The organism is Xanthomonas sp. D-109, assembly GCF_017746095.1.
In the GTDB taxonomy this organism is placed as follows: Bacteria; Pseudomonadota; Gammaproteobacteria; order Xanthomonadales; family Xanthomonadaceae; genus Xanthomonas_A; species Xanthomonas_A sacchari.
Genome location: NZ_JAGHWV010000008.1, coordinates 254,259 through 271,777 on the forward strand (window position 1 = coordinate 254,259; position 17,519 = coordinate 271,777).

Genomic DNA, 17,519 nt, shown 5'->3' on the forward strand with positions numbered 1-17,519 from the left:
GCAGGGCAGGAATACGAAGGGGCGATGATAGCCTAGTGGCCTGTCCTGCGACTGACTACGGCCGCCGCGACCCCCTTTTCCGACCCAAGCCGTGCCCCTGCCATGCCCCATACCCCCCCGGATCTGCCCGAGGACGCCGTCAGCGACGGCCCGCGCCAGGCGCGCGTCCCCGATCACGCCGCCGGCCGCCGTTTCGACGCGGTGCTGGCCGAACTGTTCCCCGAATACTCGCGCTCGCGCCTGGCCGAATGGATCAAATCCGGCGACGCCCTGCTCGACGGCGCCCCGGCACGCCCGCGCGATGCGCTGCGCGGCGGCGAGATCGCCAGCCTGCACGCGGTGCTGGACACCCAGACCCACGCCCTGCCCGAGGACATCCCGCTGGAGGTGCTGTACGAGGACGACCAGGTCATCGTGCTGAACAAGCCAGCCGGGCTGGTGGTGCACCCGGGCGCCGGCAACCCCAGCGGCACCCTGGTCAACGCCCTGCTGTACCGCGACCCGGGGCTGTCGGCGCTGCCGCGCGCCGGCATCGTGCACCGCCTCGACAAGGACACCAGCGGCGCCATGGTGGTGGCGCGGACCCTGCAGGCGCATACCTCGCTGGTGGCGCAGCTGTCGGCGCGCGACGTGCACCGGCAGTACCTGGCGGTGGTGGTCGGGGCACTGGTCTCCGGCGGCACCGCCAACGCGCCGATCGACCGCCACCCGCGCGATCGCCTGCGCATGGCGGTGCGCGAGGACGGCCGCGACGCCGTCACCCACTACCGGCTGCGCGAACGCTTCCGCGCCCACACCGCCCTGGAATGCCGCCTGGAGACCGGCCGCACCCACCAGATCCGCGTGCACATGGCGCACCTCAAGCACCCCATCGTCGGCGACCCGCTGTACGGTGGCCCGCTGAAGCTGCCCAAGGGCGCCAGCGACGAACTGATCGCCGAATTGCGCGGTTTCAAGCGCCAGGCGCTGCACGCCGAGACCCTGGAATTCAAGCACCCGCTGAGCGGCGAGCCGGTCCGCGCCACCGCGGCCGTGCCCGCCGACCTGCAGCAGCTAATGGCCGCCCTGCGCGCGGATGCGCAGGCGGCCGCCGAACGGGCGCGGCGCTGAGCATGGTCGCGGCGCCGCTTTCCCGCGCCATGGCACGCGGCTCCGTCTCGGGCTGCTGCCGGAGACGCCAGGCGGGCGGCATGGCGCCCCATGTCGGGCGAGGGCGGCGCCGATGAGCGACTTCGCATTGCAAGCCGACTGGCCGGCCCCGCCGCGCGTCCATGCCCTGACCACGCTGCGCCATGGCGCCGGCGCCTCGCTGCCGCCGTTCGACCGCTTCAACCTGGGCAACCGCAGTGCCGCCGACGGCGACGACCCGGCCACGGTGCAGCGCAACCGCGACGAGCTGGCCGCGCGGCTGGCGCTGCCGACGCCGCCGCATTGGCTGCGGCAGGTGCACGGCGTGCAGGTGCTGCGCTTCGACGCGCCGCCCCGCGGGACCGGCATCGACGCCGAGCCGACCGCCGATGCCGCGGTCACCGCCGAGCCGGGGGTGGTGCTGGCGATCCTGACCGCCGACTGCCTGCCGGTGGTGTTCGCTGCCCGCGACGGCAGCGAGGTCGGCGCCGCGCATGCCGGCTGGCAGGGGCTGGCCGGCGGCGTGCTGGAGGCCACAGTCGCCGCGCTGCGCACGGCGCCGGCGCAACTGCAGGCCTGGCTGGGGCCGGCGGCCGGACCGCAGCACTACGAGATCGGCGTGGAGGTGCGCGAGGCGTTCCTGCGCCACGATCCGGCTGCCGCGGCCGCGTTCGTCGCCACCCGGCCCGGTCATTGGCTGGTGGACCTGTACGCGCTGGCGCGGCAGCGCCTGGTCGCGGCCGGCCTGGCGCCGGAGCAGATCCACGGCGGTGGCCTGTGCACCATCGCCGACGCGCAGCGCTTCTACTCCTATCGGCGCGACCGCCGCAGCGGACGCATGGCGACCCTGGCGTGGATCGCGCCCTGACACCGCCGCTGTTCGCGCAGGTGCTGGGGCCGGCGTTCGCGCAATTGCCGCCGGTGCTGCGCGAACTGCACACGCCCTCGCCACAGTCGCGCTATGTCGGCCAGGCGATGGTGCAGCGCGGCCGCCATCCGCTGTTGCCGCTGTGCGCGTGGCTGGTGCGGCTGCCGCGCACCGGGCCGGCGACACCGGTGGAAGTGGTGTTCCGCGCCGATGCGTGCGGCGAGCGCTGGGAACGCCGGTTCGGCACGCATGCCATGCCCTCGCGGCTGTGGCTGCACCGCGGCCGGCTGCGCGAGCGCCTGGGTGCGGTGGTGTTCGAATTCGCCTTGCGGGTCGACGGTGCCGGCATCGAATGGCGTGCGGCACGGGCCTGGGCGTTCGGCGTGGTGCCGCTGCCGCGACGCTGGCTGGCCGGCGTGCACTGCCGCGAAGACCAGCGCGACGGCCGCTACGCGTTCGTGATTGCGGTGACGCTGCCGTGGATCGGCCCGTTCATCCGCTACGAGGGCTGGCTTGCGCCGGCCTGAGCCGCCACCGGGTGCGGCGCCCACGGCGCCGGAGGACGCGGCCATCGTCGTGTTCGATGGGGTATGCGCGCTGTGCAGCCGCTGGGTGCGGTTCCTGCTGCGCTTCGATCGCCGCGGCCGCTATCGCTTCGCGGCGATGCAGTCGCCGCGCGGCAGCGCGCTGTTGCGCGAGCATGGCCTGGATCCAACCGATCCGCTGTCGTTCCTGCTGCTGACACGGCACGGGGCATTGACCGATTCGGACGCGGCGATCGCGGTGATCGCCGGGCTTGGCGGCGTGTGGCGCAGCGTCGCGTTGCTGCGCCTGCTGCCGCGGCGCTGGCGCGATGCCGGCTACCGCGTGCTGGCGCGCAACCGCCATCGCTGGTTCGGCACGACTGAACAGTGTTTCCTGCCCGAGCCGCAGCAGCGCGCGCGCTTTCTGGAGTGAGCGCCTCGCGCGGACCGGCTCAGCCGGCGCCGCGCGCGAACGGCACGACCTTGCCGTCGCTGCCGCCCGCACGGCCGCTGTCGATCCGGAACACCGCGACCGCCGCAGCCAGCCCGCCGGCCTGTTCCTCCATGCTGCGCGCGGCGGCGGTGGCTTCCTCGACCAGGGCGGCGTTGCGCTGGGTCACCTCGTCCAGTTGCGCCACGGTGCGGTTGACCTGTTCGATGCCGCTGGACTGCTCGCCGCTGGCGGCGCTGATCTCGCCGATCAGGCCGGTGACCCGCTGCACCGAACCGACGATCTCGTGCATGGTGGCGCCGGCGCGGTTGACCAGTTCGGCGCCTTCGCCGACGGTACGTGTGGAGGCCTCGATCAACTCCTTGATCTCCTTGGCCGCATCGGCCGAGCGCTGCGCCAGCGAGCGCACTTCCGAGGCGACCACGGCGAAGCCGCGGCCCTGTTCGCCGGCGCGCGCGGCTTCGACCGCCGCGTTGAGCGCCAGGATGTTGGTCTGGAAGGCGATGCCGTCGATCACCCCGATGATCTCGCCGATGCGCTGCGAAGACGTGCTGATCGCGCGCATCGTCGCCACCACATCGTCCATCACCTTGCCGCCGGAACGGGCGACCTCGCCGGTGTTCTGCACCAGGCCGTTGGCCTGCTGGGCGTTATCGGCGTTCTGCTTCACCGCCGAGGTCAACTCTTCCATCGAGCTGGCGGTTTCCTCCAGGCTCGCGGCCTGCTGCTCGGTGCGGTCGGACAGGTCGGTGTTGCCCGCGGCGATCTCCGAGGCGGCGCGGCGGATCGTTTCGGCCGAGTCCTGGATGCCGACGATGATCTCGGTGAGCTTGGCGACGGTGCGGTTGGTGTCCTCGCGCAACCGCGCGAACACGCCCTGCGCCTGGCCGTCGACGCGGTGGGTGAGGTCGCCTTCGGCCAGTGCCGCCAGCGCCCCGGCCAGTTGCGCCAGGTTGCTCTCCACTCCATCGGCGATGCGGTTGACGCCCTCGGCCAGCGACTTGAGGACGCCGTCCATGGCCGCGGTCTCGATGCGCTGGCTGAAATCGCCGTGCGCGGCGGCTTCGATCACCGTGGCCAGCGCCTGCTCGGCGCTGACCTGCGCGGTCACCTCTTCCCATTGCGCGATGGTGCCCAGGCGGCGGCCGTCGGCGCCGTCGATCGGGCTGTACACGAAATCGATCTGGCGGCCGAAGAACGGCGCGCGCACGCGCTTGGAGCCGGTCAGTGCGCGCATGCGGTCGATCGCCGCCTGGCTGTCCGGATAGATGTCGCCGATGCTGCCTCCGACGAACTGTTCGGCGCGGAATTCCGGGCGGAAGCGCTGCACGTCCGGTTCGATGGTCTTCAACATCTGCAGCAGCTTGCGGTTGGCGAAATGCACGCGGCCATCGTCGTCGGCGATGCGCACCATCGTGTCCAGGTCGTCCAGCGCCTGGATCACGAAGCGGCCATGCTGCAGCTCCGCTTCGGTCTGCGCCTGGCGCGCGGCCAGCGCCTGTTGTGCGTTCTGCAGCGCGCGCAGCAGGGCGACTTCGGACGCGTCGCCGGCCAGTTCCACCCGTTGCGCGAAGCGGCCTTCGCCCAGCGCCTGCAGCGCCTGCGTGGCCTGCTCCAGGGCACGCGGTGCGCTGCGCCTGCCGAGCCAGCCCAGCGCCGCGGCCACCGCCACGGCGATCAGCAGGGCCGGCAGCAAACGCGGCAGCGCCGATCCGGTTGCACCGACCGTGCGGCCGACGTGCAGCGCATAGTCGGCCAGCGCCAGCAGGAGCAGCGCATGGAAAAGGGCAAGCAGCGCCGAACGGGAGCGCAGCCACGAGGCTGTGGTGGAGCGGGGAACGGCGGATGGCGAGGGCATGGTCTGCACCGGCTGGGAAACAACGGGCATCGCCGCGAGGGCGAGGCGGTCGCGCGGGGGCTTATCCAGTATCGGCGCATCACCACGCTGGCTTGATCGCCTGCACCTGCCGTTCGTCGGAAACTTTACATGGCCTGAACGTCCATGGGGGGCTGCATGGGATGTTCTGACGTGCTGCATCGCAGCAGGGCAAGCGGCGGAGACGCCTGTGGCGGGCACTGGGGTGTTCCGCCGCCCTCTGGCCGGGTCGCTCAACGCCGCTGCCGGCCACCCGCCATGGCCGCAGGCGGCCGATGGCGGGTGGTGCGCGGTGGGCGGTTACTTCGCCGGCGCCGCCGCGTCCGGCAGGGTCCAGGCGATCACGCTGTCGCCGGCCTTGGTGTCCATGCGGTCGTGGCCGCCGATCGCAGCGACGATGTATTGCTTGCCGCCGACGGTGTAGCTCAGCGGCGCGGCCTGCGGGCCGGCCGGCACGCGCACTTCCCACAGCAGCTTGCCGGTCTGGGTGTCGTAGCCGCGCAGGAAGTTGTCCAGCGCCGCGCCGATGAAGGTCACGCCGCCGGCGGTGGCCAGCGAACCGCTGTTGTTGGGCGTGCCCAGTTCGAACTTCATCTTCGACGGGATGCCCATCGGGCCCTGGTCGTAGCCGGTGCCCAGCGGGCGCCGCCAGATCACCTGCTGGGTGCGCAGGTCCACGCCGGAGATGTAGCCCCACGGCGGCGCCACGCACGGGGTGTTGAGCGGCGACATCCACGGTTCCTTGCGCGCGCCGTAGGGCAGGCCTTCCTGGGCCATGTAGCCGGGCGTCCTGCTCTTGCCGTTGAACACCGACACCACGCCCAGCGACTGCATTTCCTGCCGCGGATACACGTGCTCGGTGTAGGGCAGGCGATTGCTGTTCATCACCATGATGCCGCGCTGCAGGTCCACCGACACGCCGCCCCAGTTGATGCCGCCGTGGTTGCCGGTGAAGGCCAGCGAGCCGCCCAGGCTGGGCGGGGTGAACATGCCTTCGTAGCGCAGCCGCTTGAACTGGATGCGGCACACCAGTTGGTCGAACGGGGTGATGCCCCAGGCGTCGGATTCGACCAGGGTCTCGTAGTCGTGGCTGGGCGCGCCCACGGTGTTGGGCATGCCCGGGGACACCGGTTGGGTCCTGGCGGTCCAGTCGCCGTGGTCGGTGCCCTGCGGCACCGGCTTCTGCTCCACCGGCATGATCGGTGCGCCGGTTTCGCGATCGAGCACGAACACCTGGCCGGACTTGGTGGCCTGGATCACCGCCGGGCGGGTGCCGCCGCCTGGGACGGGGAAATCCACCAGGTTCGGCTGCGGGCCGATGTCGTAGTCCCACAGGTCGTGGTTGACCGTGCGGAAATGCCAGCGTTCCTTGCCGGTGGCCGCATCCAGCGCGACCAGCGAGGCGGTGTACTCCTCTTCCTGCGGCGTGCGCTGCTTGCCGAAGAAATCGCCGGAGGCGTTGCCGGTGGGCAGATAGACCAGGCCCAACTGGTCGTCGGCGGCCATCAGCGACCACACGTTCGGGGTGGAGCGGGTGTAGGTCTGGCCGGCCGGCGGGGCCGCAGCGATCGCCGGGTTGCCCAGGTCCCAGGCCCAGCGCAATTGCCCGCTGACCGCGTCGAAGGCACGCACCACGCCCGACGGCGCATCGCGCTCCTGGCCGTCGCGGACCTGCCCGGTGGGCTGGATCACCACGCCGCGCATCACCACCGGCGGCGAGGTGGGGCCGACGTAGCCGGGCTTGGTGTTGCCGGTGTCCTTGTTGAGGTCGACATAGCCATGCGTGCCGAAGCTCTCGCACAGCTTGCCGGTGAGGGCGTCGAGCGCGCCCAGGCGGCCGTCGACCATCGGCCAGAAGATGCGCTTGGCGCATTCGGCGACCGGCGTGGTGGCCTCGAAGTAGGACACGCCGCGGCAGGTGGTGGCGGCGACGCCGGCCATGGCCTTCGGATCGGTGTGCGGATCGAAGCGCCAGCGCTCTTTGCCGGTGGTCGCCTCCACGGCGATCACCTTCTGCGTGGGCGTGCAGATGTAGACCAGGTCGCCGACCTTCAGCGGGGTGTTCTGGAACGCGTAGCCGAGCTTGGAGCCGGCCGGCTTGAGGTCGCCGGTGTGGAATTCCCAGGCGATCTTCAGGTCCTTGACGTTGTCCGGCGTGATCTGCGCACCCGGGCTGTAGTGGTTGGACAGGTTGGAGCCGGCGTAGGCGGTCCAGTTGCCGGCGTCGTGGTTGCCGGCGACGTTGCCGTCGGGGCTGTCCACCGTGGCGCGGCTGAAGGCGGCCTGCGGGCGCTGCGCGGCCAGGCTGGGGTCGGCCAGTTCCACCGTGCGCGGGAACAGCAGCGGCACGAACACCAGCGTCGCGCCGAGCACCGGCAGCACGCCGGCGACCAGCAGGTAGCCGACGCCGGAAACGGGTGCCAGGCGCCAGCGCGCCACCTTCCAGAACGGCAACAGCAGCAGGCCGAGCACCGAGATCATCGCCAGGCGCGGGATCAGCGCCCAGCCGTCGAGGCCGACCTCGGCCAGCGCCCAGGCGATGGTCGCGGCCAGGGTGACGCCGAACAGCCACAGGCCGGCGCGACGGCCGAGCGCGAGCAGCAGGCCGGACACGGCCAGCGCCACGCCGGCGAGCAGGTAGTACCAGGAGCCGCCGACGGCGACGAGTTGCCCGCCCATGATGGCGAGCGCGACGCCGATCGCGGCGATGAGGACGGCATAGCCGGCGAACAGCCAGCGGCCGGCATGCGGTGGGGAAGAAACGGTCATGAGCGAAACATCCGACGAGGATCCCTGCGCGTGGCGCGATGGCGGCGGTGCAGGCGGATCGTGGGGGGAGAGGCGGGGGCGTGGCCGCAAGCGCGGCGTGCATCGCCAAGCAGCGACCGCGCTGCGGTGGTCTGGCAAAGCAGAGGAACCGGCGCGGCGCGTGAGGGCTATTTTAGGCGACGCAGGTGGTCTGGCCGTGACGGAGCACGGAACACTGCGTCATGCGGCGCCATCGCGGGCGCCGCGTGGCGTGCAAGGTCGGATCGTGCGACGCGCAGGCGATGCGCGCCGCGTCGTGCGAAGCGCGCGCTGCCGCTAGCGCACGCTCTCCAGCGCCTGCAGATAGCGCTGGCGCCACGCATTGATGTCGTGCTTGCGCAGGTGATCCATCATCGCCTGCCAGCGTTCGATGCGCTTGGGCTTGGGCAGCGACGCACCGGTGGCGATGGCATCGGCCACGCCGTCCAGGTCGTGCGGATTGACCAGCAGCGCTTCCTTCAGTTCGTCGGCGGCGCCGGCCAGCAGCGACAGCACCAGCACGCCGGGATTCTCCGGGTCCTGCGCGGCCACGTATTCCTTGGCCACCAGGTTCATGCCGTCGCGCAGCGGCGTCACCAGGCCCACCTGCGCAGCGCGGTAGAAACCGGTGAGCGTGGCGTGGGTGAAGTTGCGGTTGACGTAGCGCAGCGGGGTCCAGTCCGGCTCGGCATGGCCGCCGTTGATGTGTCCGGCGATCTGCTCGAGCTGGTTGCGCAGCTGCTTGTACTCGGTGACGTCGCCGCGCGAGACCGGCGCGATCTGCAGGTAGGTGAGGCTGCCGCGCTGGTCCGCATGCCGTTCCAGGTAGCGCTCGAAGCCGAGGAAGCGTTCCGGCAGGCCCTTGGAGTAGTCCAGCCGGTCCACGCCGATCGCCAGCTGGCGATCGCGCAGGCTGCTGCGCAGATCGCGCACCGCCGGCTTGGACATCGCCGCGCGCGCCTGCTGCGCGATCAGTTCGGTATCGATGCCGATCGGGAACATGGCCGCGCGGAAGCGGCGCCCGCCCGGCGCTTCCAGCAGGCCGTCCTTGACCACCTTGCCGCCGCCGAACAGGCGCACGTAGGCCTGGAAGCGGTCGACGTCGCGGCGGGTCTGGAAGCCGATCAGGTCGTAGGCGTAGAAGCCGGAGAACAGCCGCGCGTGATCCGGCAGCGCCTGGATCAGGTCGGCCGAGGGGAACGGCACGTGCAGGAAGAAACCGATGCGGCAGCCGATGCCGCGCTCGCGCAGCAGCGAGGCCAGCGGGATCAAGTGGTAGTCGTGGATCCACACGGTGTCGTCCTCGCGCAGCATCGGCGCGAGCTTGTCGGCGAACATGGCGTTGACCCGGCGATAGCCCTCGCGCGTGGCGCGGTCGTAGTCGACCAGGTCCAGGCGGAAGTGCAGCAGCGGCCACAGCGTGCGGTTGGCGAAGCCGTTGTAGTACGCGTCCAGGTCGGCGCGATTCAGGTCCATGGTGACGAAGCGGATATCGCCCTGGGTCTGTTCGTGCATCGCGCCGCTGTCGCCGCGCACGGTCTTGCCGCTCCAGCCGAACCACACGCCGCCGCGCTCCTTCAGCGCCGCCAGCAAGCCTACCGCGAGGCCGCCGGCGCGGTTCTCGCCGGGCAAGGCCACGCGGTTGGATACCACCACCAATCTGCTCATGACGCCTCCTGCCAACTGCGCGACAAGCGCATGGCGGCGATGATCAGGCCGACATGCGAATAGGTCTGCGGGAAATTGCCCCAGGCTTCGCCGTTGTCGAAGGCCAGATCCTCCGACAGCAGGCCCAGGTGATTGCGCCGGGCGAGGATGCGCTCGAACAGCTCGCGCGCCTCCTCCTTGCGGCCGATCGCGGCCAGCGCGTCGATGTACCAGAACGTGCAGATGGTGAAGCTGGTCTCCGGTTCGCCGAAATCGTCCGGCGCCACGTAGCGGTACAGCGCATCGCCATGCTTGAGGTCGCGGCCGATCGTCTCGACGGTGGCGATGAACCGCGGATCGTCCGGGGCGATGAACCCGATGTCGGCCAGCAACAGCAGCGATGCGTCCAGCCGGTGGCCGTTGAAGGTGTCGGTGAAGTGTCCGAGGTCCGCGCTCCAGGCCTCGCTGAGTACGCGCGCGTGGATACGGTCGGCGCGCTCGCGCCAGTACAGCACGCGGTCTTCCAGGCCCAGCCGCGCGGCGATCTTGGCCAGGCGGTCGCAGGCGGCCCAGCACATCGCGCTGGTGTAGGTGTGCACCTCGGCGCGGCCGCGGAATTCCCACAGGCCGGCGTCGGGCACGTCGTGCAGTTCGAACGCGCGCTCGCCCAGCGGTTCCAGGCGCAGGAACGTGTGGGTGTCGCCGGGATCCTTCAGGCGCAGGTCGAAGAACAACTGGGTGGAGGCGAGCACCACGCTGCCGTACACGTCGTGCTGCTTCTGGATCCAGGCCAGGTTGCCGCGCCGCACGGGGCCCATGCCGCGGTAGCCGGCCAGCGACTCGACCTCGTGTTCCTCCAGCGCCGCTTCGAAGCCGATGCCGTACAGCGGCTGCAGGCTGCCGTCGGTGGTGGCGATGTTGAAGATGTAGCCGAGGAACTGCTCCATGGTGCGGGTGGCGCCGAGCCGGTTCAGCGCGCGCACCACAAAGGCGGCGTCGCGCAGCCAGCAGTAGCGGTAGTCCCAGTTGCGCGGGGTGTCCGGCGCTTCGGGAATCGAGGTGGTCATCGCCGCGATGATCGCGCCGCTGTCCTCGTACTGGCACAGTTTCAGCGTGATCGCGCTGCGGATCACCGCCTCCTGCCAGTCCAGCGGCACCGACAGATAGCGCACCCACTCGCGCCAGTATTCCTCGGTGCGTTCCTGCGCTTCCTGGATGTAGCCGGTCAGCGAGCGGGTCAGCGACTCGTCCACGCCCAGCATCAGGTTGACCGGGTGGTTGAGCACGAACGGCAATTCGTCGCGGATGAAGCGCACCGGCACGTCGGTGGTCAGGCGCAGGGTGAAATCCGGCAGCAGCCAGCGCACGTGGTTGCTGCCCCAGGTGCTCTCCGGCTGGCGCGCGCCCCAGTCGGCCAGCGGCCTGGCCAGCACGCGGATGCGCGGGTTGCCGGCCAGCGGCCGCACCTGGCGGATGATGCTGACCGGGCGATAGAAACGGCCGTGGTTGCGCCAGCGCGGCGCGAAATCGATCACCTCCACCGCGCCGCCGTGGGCGTCGCGCAGCACCGTGCGCAGGATCGCGGTGTTGGCCAGGTAGTGCTGGTCGCTGTCGACGAAGTCTTCCAGCTCGATGCTGAAATCGCCGCCGGGATGCGCGCGCGGGGAGAGCAGCGCGCAGAACGCCGGATCGCCGTCGAAGGCCGGCAGGCAGCTCCACACCACGCTGGCCCGTTTGTCGATCAGGGCGCCGAAGCTGCCGTTGCCGATGACGCCGAGGTCGAGATTGGGGGAACTCATGGAGCGGACGGGTCCTTGTGCGGAAGCAGTGGGGGAAACGGCCATGGGGCGCGGACGGACAGTCGTCGTTGCGGCGGCCTCATCCGGCGTTATCGCGCAGCCAGGCGTGTACGCCGCGTGGATCGGGCAGCGCATAGGTGGCGACGCTGTCGGCGCGGCTGCCGACCAGCACGCTCCAGCCGCCGGCCTGGTTGGCCGCGGCGAAGCCGAATTCGTCGGTGAGATCGTCGCCGACGAACACCGGGCGGCGCCCCCGGAACGGCGGTTGCTGCAGCAGCGTGGTCAGCGCCACGCCCTTGTCGCTGCCCTCGGGCACGAACTCGACCACGTGGTCGCCGGGCTGCAGGCGGTAGCCGGGCAGATCGGCGAGCTGTTCGTCGGCGAACGCCAGTACTGCCTCCGCGGCGCTCGGCGCGGCCCGCCAGTGCAGGGCCATGCTCGCGCCCTTGTCTTCGACCAGCACGCCCGGATGCGCCTGGCGCAGATGCGCGGCGCGCGCATGCAGCCCGTGGAGAAACTCGGAGGTATCGGCGGGCATCGCTGCCTGCGCGTCGGCGTCGCTGCGCAGCTCGTGGCCGTGCAGGCCGGCGGCGGGCAGCCGCAGCGGGGCGAACAAGGCGTCCAGCTGCGTCAGCGGACGTCCGCTGACCAGCGCCACCGCGCCACCGAGGCGCTGGTGCAGGCGGCCGATCGCCTCACGCACCTCGGGCAGCAACTGCACCTGGTCGGGGCGTTCGGCAAAGGCGATGAGGGTGCCGTCCACGTCCAGGAACAATGCGCAGGCATCGTCCAGACGCGGCGGCGGCGGTCGGAGGGGGAGCGCGTCTGCCATTCCATCATGATGAACGGGGTGGCGTTAGCGTCAGGTGGATTGGAGCTGGGAATGGGGAGGCGGGAATCGGGAATGGGGAAAAGCAACAGCCGTGCGGGCAGGCTCTTGCTCTTCCGATTCCCGTTTCTCGATTCCCGATTCCCCGCTCCTCCCCATTCCCGATTCCCGTCTCCCCATTCCCCACACCTCCGTCAGAAGGTGTAACGCACCCGCCCATAGTAGTAAGCGCCGTTGCTGCCGATCGGCGAGAGCACGTCGTAGGGCAGGTTGCCGTAGTAGGCGATGTCGGGCTTGGAGCGGTCGGCGTAGGCGTCGGTGAGGTTCTGTCCGCCCACCGCCACGCTCCACTGCGGGGTGAGGTGGTATTCGACCTCGGCGTCGAGTTGCCACTTGGCGCTGTAGGTCTGCTCCGGGGCGAAGCCGCCGCCGAAGTCGAACACGCGGGTGGCGCTGCCGTAGCGGGTGACGCGGGTCTGCAGCGACCAGCGCGCGTCGCTCCAGTTCGCCGCCAGTTGCGCGCGGGTGCGCGGGGTCGCCTCGGTCAGGGTGTTGCGCTCCTCCACGCCGAACAGCACGTAGTCCGGATTCAGCGCCAGCAACTGCGCCGGCGTGGCCACCACGTTCTCCAGCTCGGTCTTGGCGTAGCTCCAGGTGCCGGTCAACTGCAGTTGGCCCTGACCCAGCGCTTGCCGCCAGTTGCTGACCAGTTCGGCGCCGCGGGTGCGGGTGTCGGCGGCGTTGACGAAGAAGCTGGCGCTCTGCAGGCCGGTGATGCCGAAGCGCTGCGCGACGAAGTCGGTCAGGGCGTCGCCGTCGATGCTTTCCGACAGCGCGATGCGCTTGTCGATGTCGATCTGGAACAGGTCCAGCGACAGGTCGAAGTGGCTGCCGACGCGGCTGGTGAAGCCCAGGCTGTAGTTGCGCGACTTTTCAGGCTGCAGCGTGCGGGCGCCCAGCGCCTGCGCGATCGGGTTGTCGACCGAGAGCAGGCGGCCCTGCAGCAGCTGGCCGTTGGCGTTGTAGCCAGTGGAGCTGGCTTCGTAGCCGATCTGGCTCAGCGACGGCGCGCGGAAGTTGTTGGAGATCGCGCCGCGCAGGGCGAACGCCGGGACGAACTCGTAGCGCGCGGCCAGCTTGCCGGTCAGTTCGCCACCGAAGTCCTGGTAGTGCTCGTAGCGCGCGGCCAGGTCGGTGGAGAGCTTGTCGCCGAACTGGCTGGACACGCTGGCGTAGAGGCTGGCGACGTTGCGCGACAGGTCGGCCGCGTCCTGCGGGGTCAGGCCGCCGCCGGCCTGGGCGCCGGTGGGCCGGTCGGTGTAGGGGCCGGCGGCGTAGCTGGCCGGGTCGCCCGGACGGGTGCGGTAGTGCTCGCGGCGCAGTTCCACGCCGGTGCCCACGGTGTGGGTGGCGCCGGCGGCGTCGAAGCTGCGGCTCAGGTCGAGGTTGGCCACGCCTTGCGCGAAGGCGTAGTCGCCGGTCTTGAAGCGGGTCGGGCTGCCCGGGCCCAGCGAGGCGTTGAGCGAGTGCTTGAGCCGGTAGGTGAAGTCGTTGCGGCCGTAGTCGAGGCTGGCGTCGTAGGCCCATTCGCCCCACTGACCGCGCGCGCCGACCACCGCCTGCAGGTCGCGGTTCTCGCCCAGCGACACCGGGCGGTAGCCCTGCGGATACACCTGGGTCCAGTTGGCGGCGCCGTCGGGATAGCGGAAGTAGTTGTCGCCCTGGGTGTCGCGCTGGTTGTAGGTGCCGAAGGCGTAGACCTCGCTGCTCTGGCCGAACGGCAGCTTGCCGTTGAGCCAGGCGTTGAGGTCCTTGCTGGCGCCGTCGCCGAGCGCGTAGTTGCGCTTGCCGGCCAGGGCCAGGTTGGCCGGGGTCTGTTCCTCGAACGAGGGGATCTGGTCGAAGCCGGCGCGGTTGGTGGCTTCGTGGTTCTTCAGTTCCAGGCCGACCTTGAAGAAGCCGCCGTCCTCGCCCAGGCGCGTGCCGACCTTGCCGCTGGCATAGCCGGTCTGGCCGTCGGTGAGGGTGCGGTGGATCGGCTTGACGTCGGTGTGGTTGGCGCCGTAGCTGGCCTCCAGCGCACCGCTGTCCGGGTCGTCGTCGAGGATCACGTTGATCACCCCGGCCACCGCGTCGGAGCCGTACTGCGCGCCGGCGCCGTCGCGCAGCACCTCGATGCGCTTGATCGCGCTGATCGGGATCGCGTTGAAGTCCACCGGCGTGGTGCCCTTGCCGATCTTGCTGTCGGTGTTGACCAGCGCCGAGGTGTGGCGGCGCTTGCCGTTGACCAGCACCAGCACCTGGTCGGGCGAGAGCCCGCGCAACTGCGCGGCGCGCACGTGGTCGGCGCCGCCGGAGTTGGACTGGCGCGGGAAGTTGAAGGAGGGCAGCAGCGCCTGCAGCGCGCTGCCGAGTTCGCCGTTGACCACGCCGGCCTTGCGGATGTCCTCGGCGCTGAGCACGTCCACCGGGGCGGTGGATTCGAGCACGGTACGGCCGCTGGCGCGGGTGCCGGTGACGATCACCGTGTCCAGATTGGTCGCGGCGGCCGGGGCGGCGTCCTGGGCGAAGGCGGGGGCCGCAAGGACCAGGGCGATGGCCAGGCTCAGCGGCCTGACGAACGGGGACGACATGGGGGCTCTCTCCTGAAACGATGACCATCAAGACCGGCCGCGCCGGCCATGGCGGCGACTGGGGTCGGTAAAGGTTGCTGCATCCATCCGGATGAAGCGATATATTAGCCCGACGTTAAGGCGATGTGCGAGCCGCGTGTTCGGTGCGCTCGGGCATGAGCTCATGCCCGGCGGTTATCCGGCCGGGTTCGCACCTGGCCTACGATCGTGTGTTGCCTGCCCCCTTCCGACCGAGACCTTGCCGATGCTGCTGCGTGCCCCGTTGATCGCCGTCCTCCTGGCCCTGAGCGCCTGCGCCAGCGTCGCCCCGTCTGCGCCCACCGCGCCGAGCAAGGTCAGCGCCACGCTGCAGGGCGACACGGCGCGGCCGGCGCAGGCCAGCGGTTGGGTGCGCAGCGAGCTGTACTTCGGCGTGGGCGAGGAGAGCGGCCCGGCCGACCGCCCGCAGGCCGAGCCGATCAGCGAGGCGCGCTGGCGCGCGTTCCTGGACAAGGAGGTGACGCCGCGCTTTCCCGACGGCCTGACCGTGTTCGATGCCTACGGCCAGTGGCTGTTCCGCGGCGCCAAGGAGCCGAACCGGCTCAACACCAAGGTGCTGGTGATCCTGCACGAGGACACCCCGCAGCGCCGCGCCGACATCGAGGCGATCCGGCTGGCGTGGAAGCAGGCCACCGGGCATCAGTCGGTGCTGTGGGCGCGGCAGGCGGTGGACGTGTCGTTTTGACTGCCGGGATTCGGGAGTGGGGATGACCAGCCGTTCGGCTGTGGAAAGCGGGATTCGCAAAAGCGGACCGCTGCAGTGAGTGCGGGGCCGTTCGTGATTCGGCCTGGTGATCTGGACGATCCGGCGGTGCGTGGATTGCTGGAGTACCACGTGCAGCAGATGCATGCGCAGTCGCCGCCGGGCAGCGTGTATGCGTTGGACCTGTCCGGTCTGCGGCAGCCGCAGGTGCGGGTGTGGAGCGTGTGGCGCGACGAGGCGCTGGTCGCGGTTGGCGCGCTGCGGACGCTGGACGATGGCGGTGGCGAACTGAAGTCGATGCGCACGCATCCGGCGTTCCTGCGCCAGGGCGCGGCCGCGGCGCTGCTCGAACACCTGATCGCGCTCGCCCGCGCCGAAGGCCTGCAACGGCTGAGCCTGGAGACCGGCAGCGGCGCGGCATTCGAGCCGGCGCTGGCCCTGTATCGCCGGTGCGGCTTCCGCAATGGGGCGGCGTTCGGCGATTACGTGCCGAGCGCGTTCAACCAGTTCCTGCATCTGCCGCTGTCGCCGTAGCGGCGCGCCGCCGCCGGAAAACGGCATCCTGCGCGTGCGCCGATCCGTCGGCACCGCTTGCCCTTACCATCCCTCGACCCCCAACGCCGACACTTCCGCATGTCCAGTCCCGCTCCCGTTTCGCCGCGCCTGCGCTGGTTCGTCGCCGGCGACCTCAACGGCTTCTTCGGCCTGGTGGTCGACAACCTGTCGATCCTCGGCTTCATCACCCTGGCCCTGGTCGGCCTGTTCCAGTTCCCCGCCGAGGTCATCTACACCCGGATGATTCCCGGCACCGCCTTCGGCGTGCTGGTCGGCAACCTGCTGTACACCTGGATGGCGCGGCGGCTGGCCGCGCGCATCGGGCGCAGCGACGTCACCGCGATGCCGCTGGGCCTGGACGCGCCGACCAGCATCGGCATGGCCCTGCTGGTGCTCGGCCCGGCGTTCGTGCGCTACAAGCAGCAGGGCCTGGACCCGCAGGCCGCGGCGCTGGCCACCTGGCACCTGGGCATGGCGTCGCTGGTGGTGATGGGCGCGCTGAAGACCGTGCTGTCGTTCTTCGGCGACGCGGTCACCCGCGCCTTGCCGCGTGCCGCGTTGCTCGGCTCCATCGCCGGCATCGCCATCGTGCTGATGGGCTTCCTGCCGCTGCTGGAGACGCTGCGCACGCCGCTGGTCGGGCTGGTGGTGCTGGGCCTGCTGCTGTACGTGCTGATCGCCAAGGGGCGGCTGCCGTGGCGCCTGCCCGGGGTGCCGGTGGCGCTGGCATTGGGCACCGGCCTGTATTACTGGGCCAATGCGGCCGGCGTCGGCATTCCCGGCCACCAGGCGCCGCAGTGGATCGCGCCGCAGTTGGTGCTGCCGTGGCCGAGCCTGGGCTTCGTCGCCGGCCTGGCCGACACGGTGCCGCTGCTGCCGCTGCTGCTGCCGTTCGGCCTGCTGATGGTGGTGGGCGGCATCAATGTCAGCGAGAGCGCGCGCGCCGCCGGCGACGACTACCGCACCCGCGACATCCTGCTGGTCGAGGCCGGCGCGACCTTGATCGCCGGCGTCTGCGGCGGCGTCGCCCAGACCACGCCGTACATCGGCCAGCCGGCCTACAAGCACATGGGTGCGCGCAGCGGCTACACCCTGCTCACCGGCCTGTTCATCGGCCTGGGCGGCATGCTCGGGCTGGTCGCCGGCCTGGTGCAGTGGCTGCCGATGGCGGTGCTGGCGCCGATCATCGTCTACGTCGCCATCGACATCACCACCCAGGCCTTCCAGGCCACGCCCAAGCGCCACGCTGGTGCCATGGTGTTGGGCTTCCTGCCGTCGGTGGCCTATCTGCTGGCGATCAAGGCACCGGGCTGGATCGCCCCGGAGCAGTTGGCCAAGCTCACCACTACCCTCGACGGCCACGGCCTGCCGGAGCTGGCGGTGATCCTGACCCTGGGCAACGGCTTCATCATCACCGCGATGCTGTGGATCGCCGCGGTGGCGGCGATGGTGGACGGGCGCCTGCGTCGCGCCGCCGCGTTCCTGCTGGTGGCGGCCGGGCTGACCCTGTTCGGGCTGATCCATTCGGTAGACCCACGCGGCGGCCTGTACCTGCCATGGACGCTGAGCGGCGTGCCCAAGCTGATCGCCTGGCAGTTCGTCGGCGGCTACCTGGTGCTGGCCGCCTTGCTCGGCCTGCTGTCGTTGCAGAAGCCGCGCGCGGTGCTGGTGGACTGACGG

Annotated in this window: 13 protein-coding genes; 7 read left to right on the forward strand and 6 right to left on the reverse strand. The window is 70.7% G+C overall.

Annotated elements, in window-relative coordinates:
- Positions 1–102 precede the first annotated feature (102 nt).
- The 4 genes from rluD to J7357_RS09290 all read left to right on the forward strand — a co-directional run bounded on the left by rluD (position 103) and on the right by J7357_RS09290 (position 2,953).
- On the forward strand, positions 103–1,110 hold the full coding sequence (rluD, locus tag J7357_RS09275) for a 23S rRNA pseudouridine(1911/1915/1917) synthase RluD (protein ID WP_209245896.1): 1,008 nt from the start codon (positions 103–105) through the stop codon (positions 1,108–1,110).
- Between the two features lie 112 nt (positions 1,111–1,222).
- On the forward strand, positions 1,223–1,996 hold the full coding sequence (pgeF, locus tag J7357_RS09280; RefSeq protein ID WP_209245897.1) for a peptidoglycan editing factor PgeF: 774 nt from the start codon (positions 1,223–1,225) through the stop codon (positions 1,994–1,996).
- On the forward strand, positions 1,981–2,523 hold the full coding sequence (locus J7357_RS09285) for a DUF4166 domain-containing protein (protein ID WP_209245898.1): 543 nt from the start codon (positions 1,981–1,983) through the stop codon (positions 2,521–2,523). The genes pgeF and J7357_RS09285 overlap by 16 nt, the downstream gene beginning before the upstream one ends.
- On the forward strand, positions 2,510–2,953 hold the full coding sequence (locus J7357_RS09290; protein WP_209245899.1) for a DCC1-like thiol-disulfide oxidoreductase family protein: 444 nt from the start codon (positions 2,510–2,512) through the stop codon (positions 2,951–2,953). The genes J7357_RS09285 and J7357_RS09290 overlap by 14 nt, the downstream gene beginning before the upstream one ends.
- A 19-nt stretch (positions 2,954–2,972) precedes the next feature.
- Here J7357_RS09290 and J7357_RS09295 read toward each other — a convergent pair whose 3' ends face one another.
- The 6 genes from J7357_RS09295 to J7357_RS09320 all read right to left on the reverse strand — a co-directional run bounded on the left by J7357_RS09295 (position 2,973) and on the right by J7357_RS09320 (position 14,542).
- Entirely contained in the window at positions 2,973–4,829 is a 1,857-nt protein-coding gene (locus J7357_RS09295) for a methyl-accepting chemotaxis protein (RefSeq protein ID WP_209245900.1), read from the reverse strand.
- Positions 4,830–5,147: 318 nt separating this feature from the next.
- Positions 5,148–7,580 carry a membrane-bound PQQ-dependent dehydrogenase, glucose/quinate/shikimate family gene (locus J7357_RS09300; protein WP_209245981.1) on the reverse strand — a complete coding sequence of 811 codons (2,433 nt, stop codon included), beginning with the start codon at positions 7,578–7,580 and terminating at the stop codon, positions 5,148–5,150.
- Between the two features lie 351 nt (positions 7,581–7,931).
- Entirely contained in the window at positions 7,932–9,302 is a 1,371-nt protein-coding gene (otsA, locus tag J7357_RS09305; protein WP_209245901.1) for an alpha,alpha-trehalose-phosphate synthase (UDP-forming), read from the reverse strand.
- Positions 9,299–11,080: a glycoside hydrolase family 15 protein gene (locus J7357_RS09310; RefSeq protein ID WP_209245902.1), complete on the reverse strand. Its 1,782-nt coding sequence runs from the start codon at positions 11,078–11,080 to the stop codon at positions 9,299–9,301. Before J7357_RS09310 ends, otsA begins: the two co-directional genes overlap by 4 nt.
- A gap of 79 nt (positions 11,081–11,159) precedes the next feature.
- Positions 11,160–11,912, reverse strand: coding sequence for a trehalose-phosphatase (otsB, locus tag J7357_RS09315; protein ID WP_209245903.1), 753 nt, complete (start codon positions 11,910–11,912; stop codon positions 11,160–11,162).
- Between the two features lie 191 nt (positions 11,913–12,103).
- The gene (locus J7357_RS09320; protein WP_209245904.1) at positions 12,104–14,542 is read right to left on the reverse strand and encodes a TonB-dependent receptor; all 2,439 of its coding nucleotides are present in this window, start codon (positions 14,540–14,542) and stop codon (positions 12,104–12,106) included.
- Positions 14,543–14,786: 244 nt separating this feature from the next.
- On the opposite strand from J7357_RS09320, the gene J7357_RS09325 reads away from it, so the two are divergent.
- The 3 genes from J7357_RS09325 to J7357_RS09335 all read left to right on the forward strand — a co-directional run bounded on the left by J7357_RS09325 (position 14,787) and on the right by J7357_RS09335 (position 17,516).
- On the forward strand, positions 14,787–15,266 hold the full coding sequence (locus J7357_RS09325; protein WP_209245905.1) for a DUF3574 domain-containing protein: 480 nt from the start codon (positions 14,787–14,789) through the stop codon (positions 15,264–15,266).
- A 126-nt stretch (positions 15,267–15,392) separates the two neighbouring features.
- Entirely contained in the window at positions 15,393–15,818 is a 426-nt protein-coding gene (locus J7357_RS09330) for a GNAT family N-acetyltransferase (protein WP_343237404.1), read from the forward strand.
- 99 nt (positions 15,819–15,917) lie between these two features.
- Positions 15,918–17,516, forward strand: a complete 1,599-nt coding sequence (locus J7357_RS09335; protein WP_209245906.1) for a hypothetical protein — start codon at positions 15,918–15,920, stop codon at positions 17,514–17,516.
- The last annotated feature ends 3 nt before the right edge of the window (positions 17,517–17,519 follow it).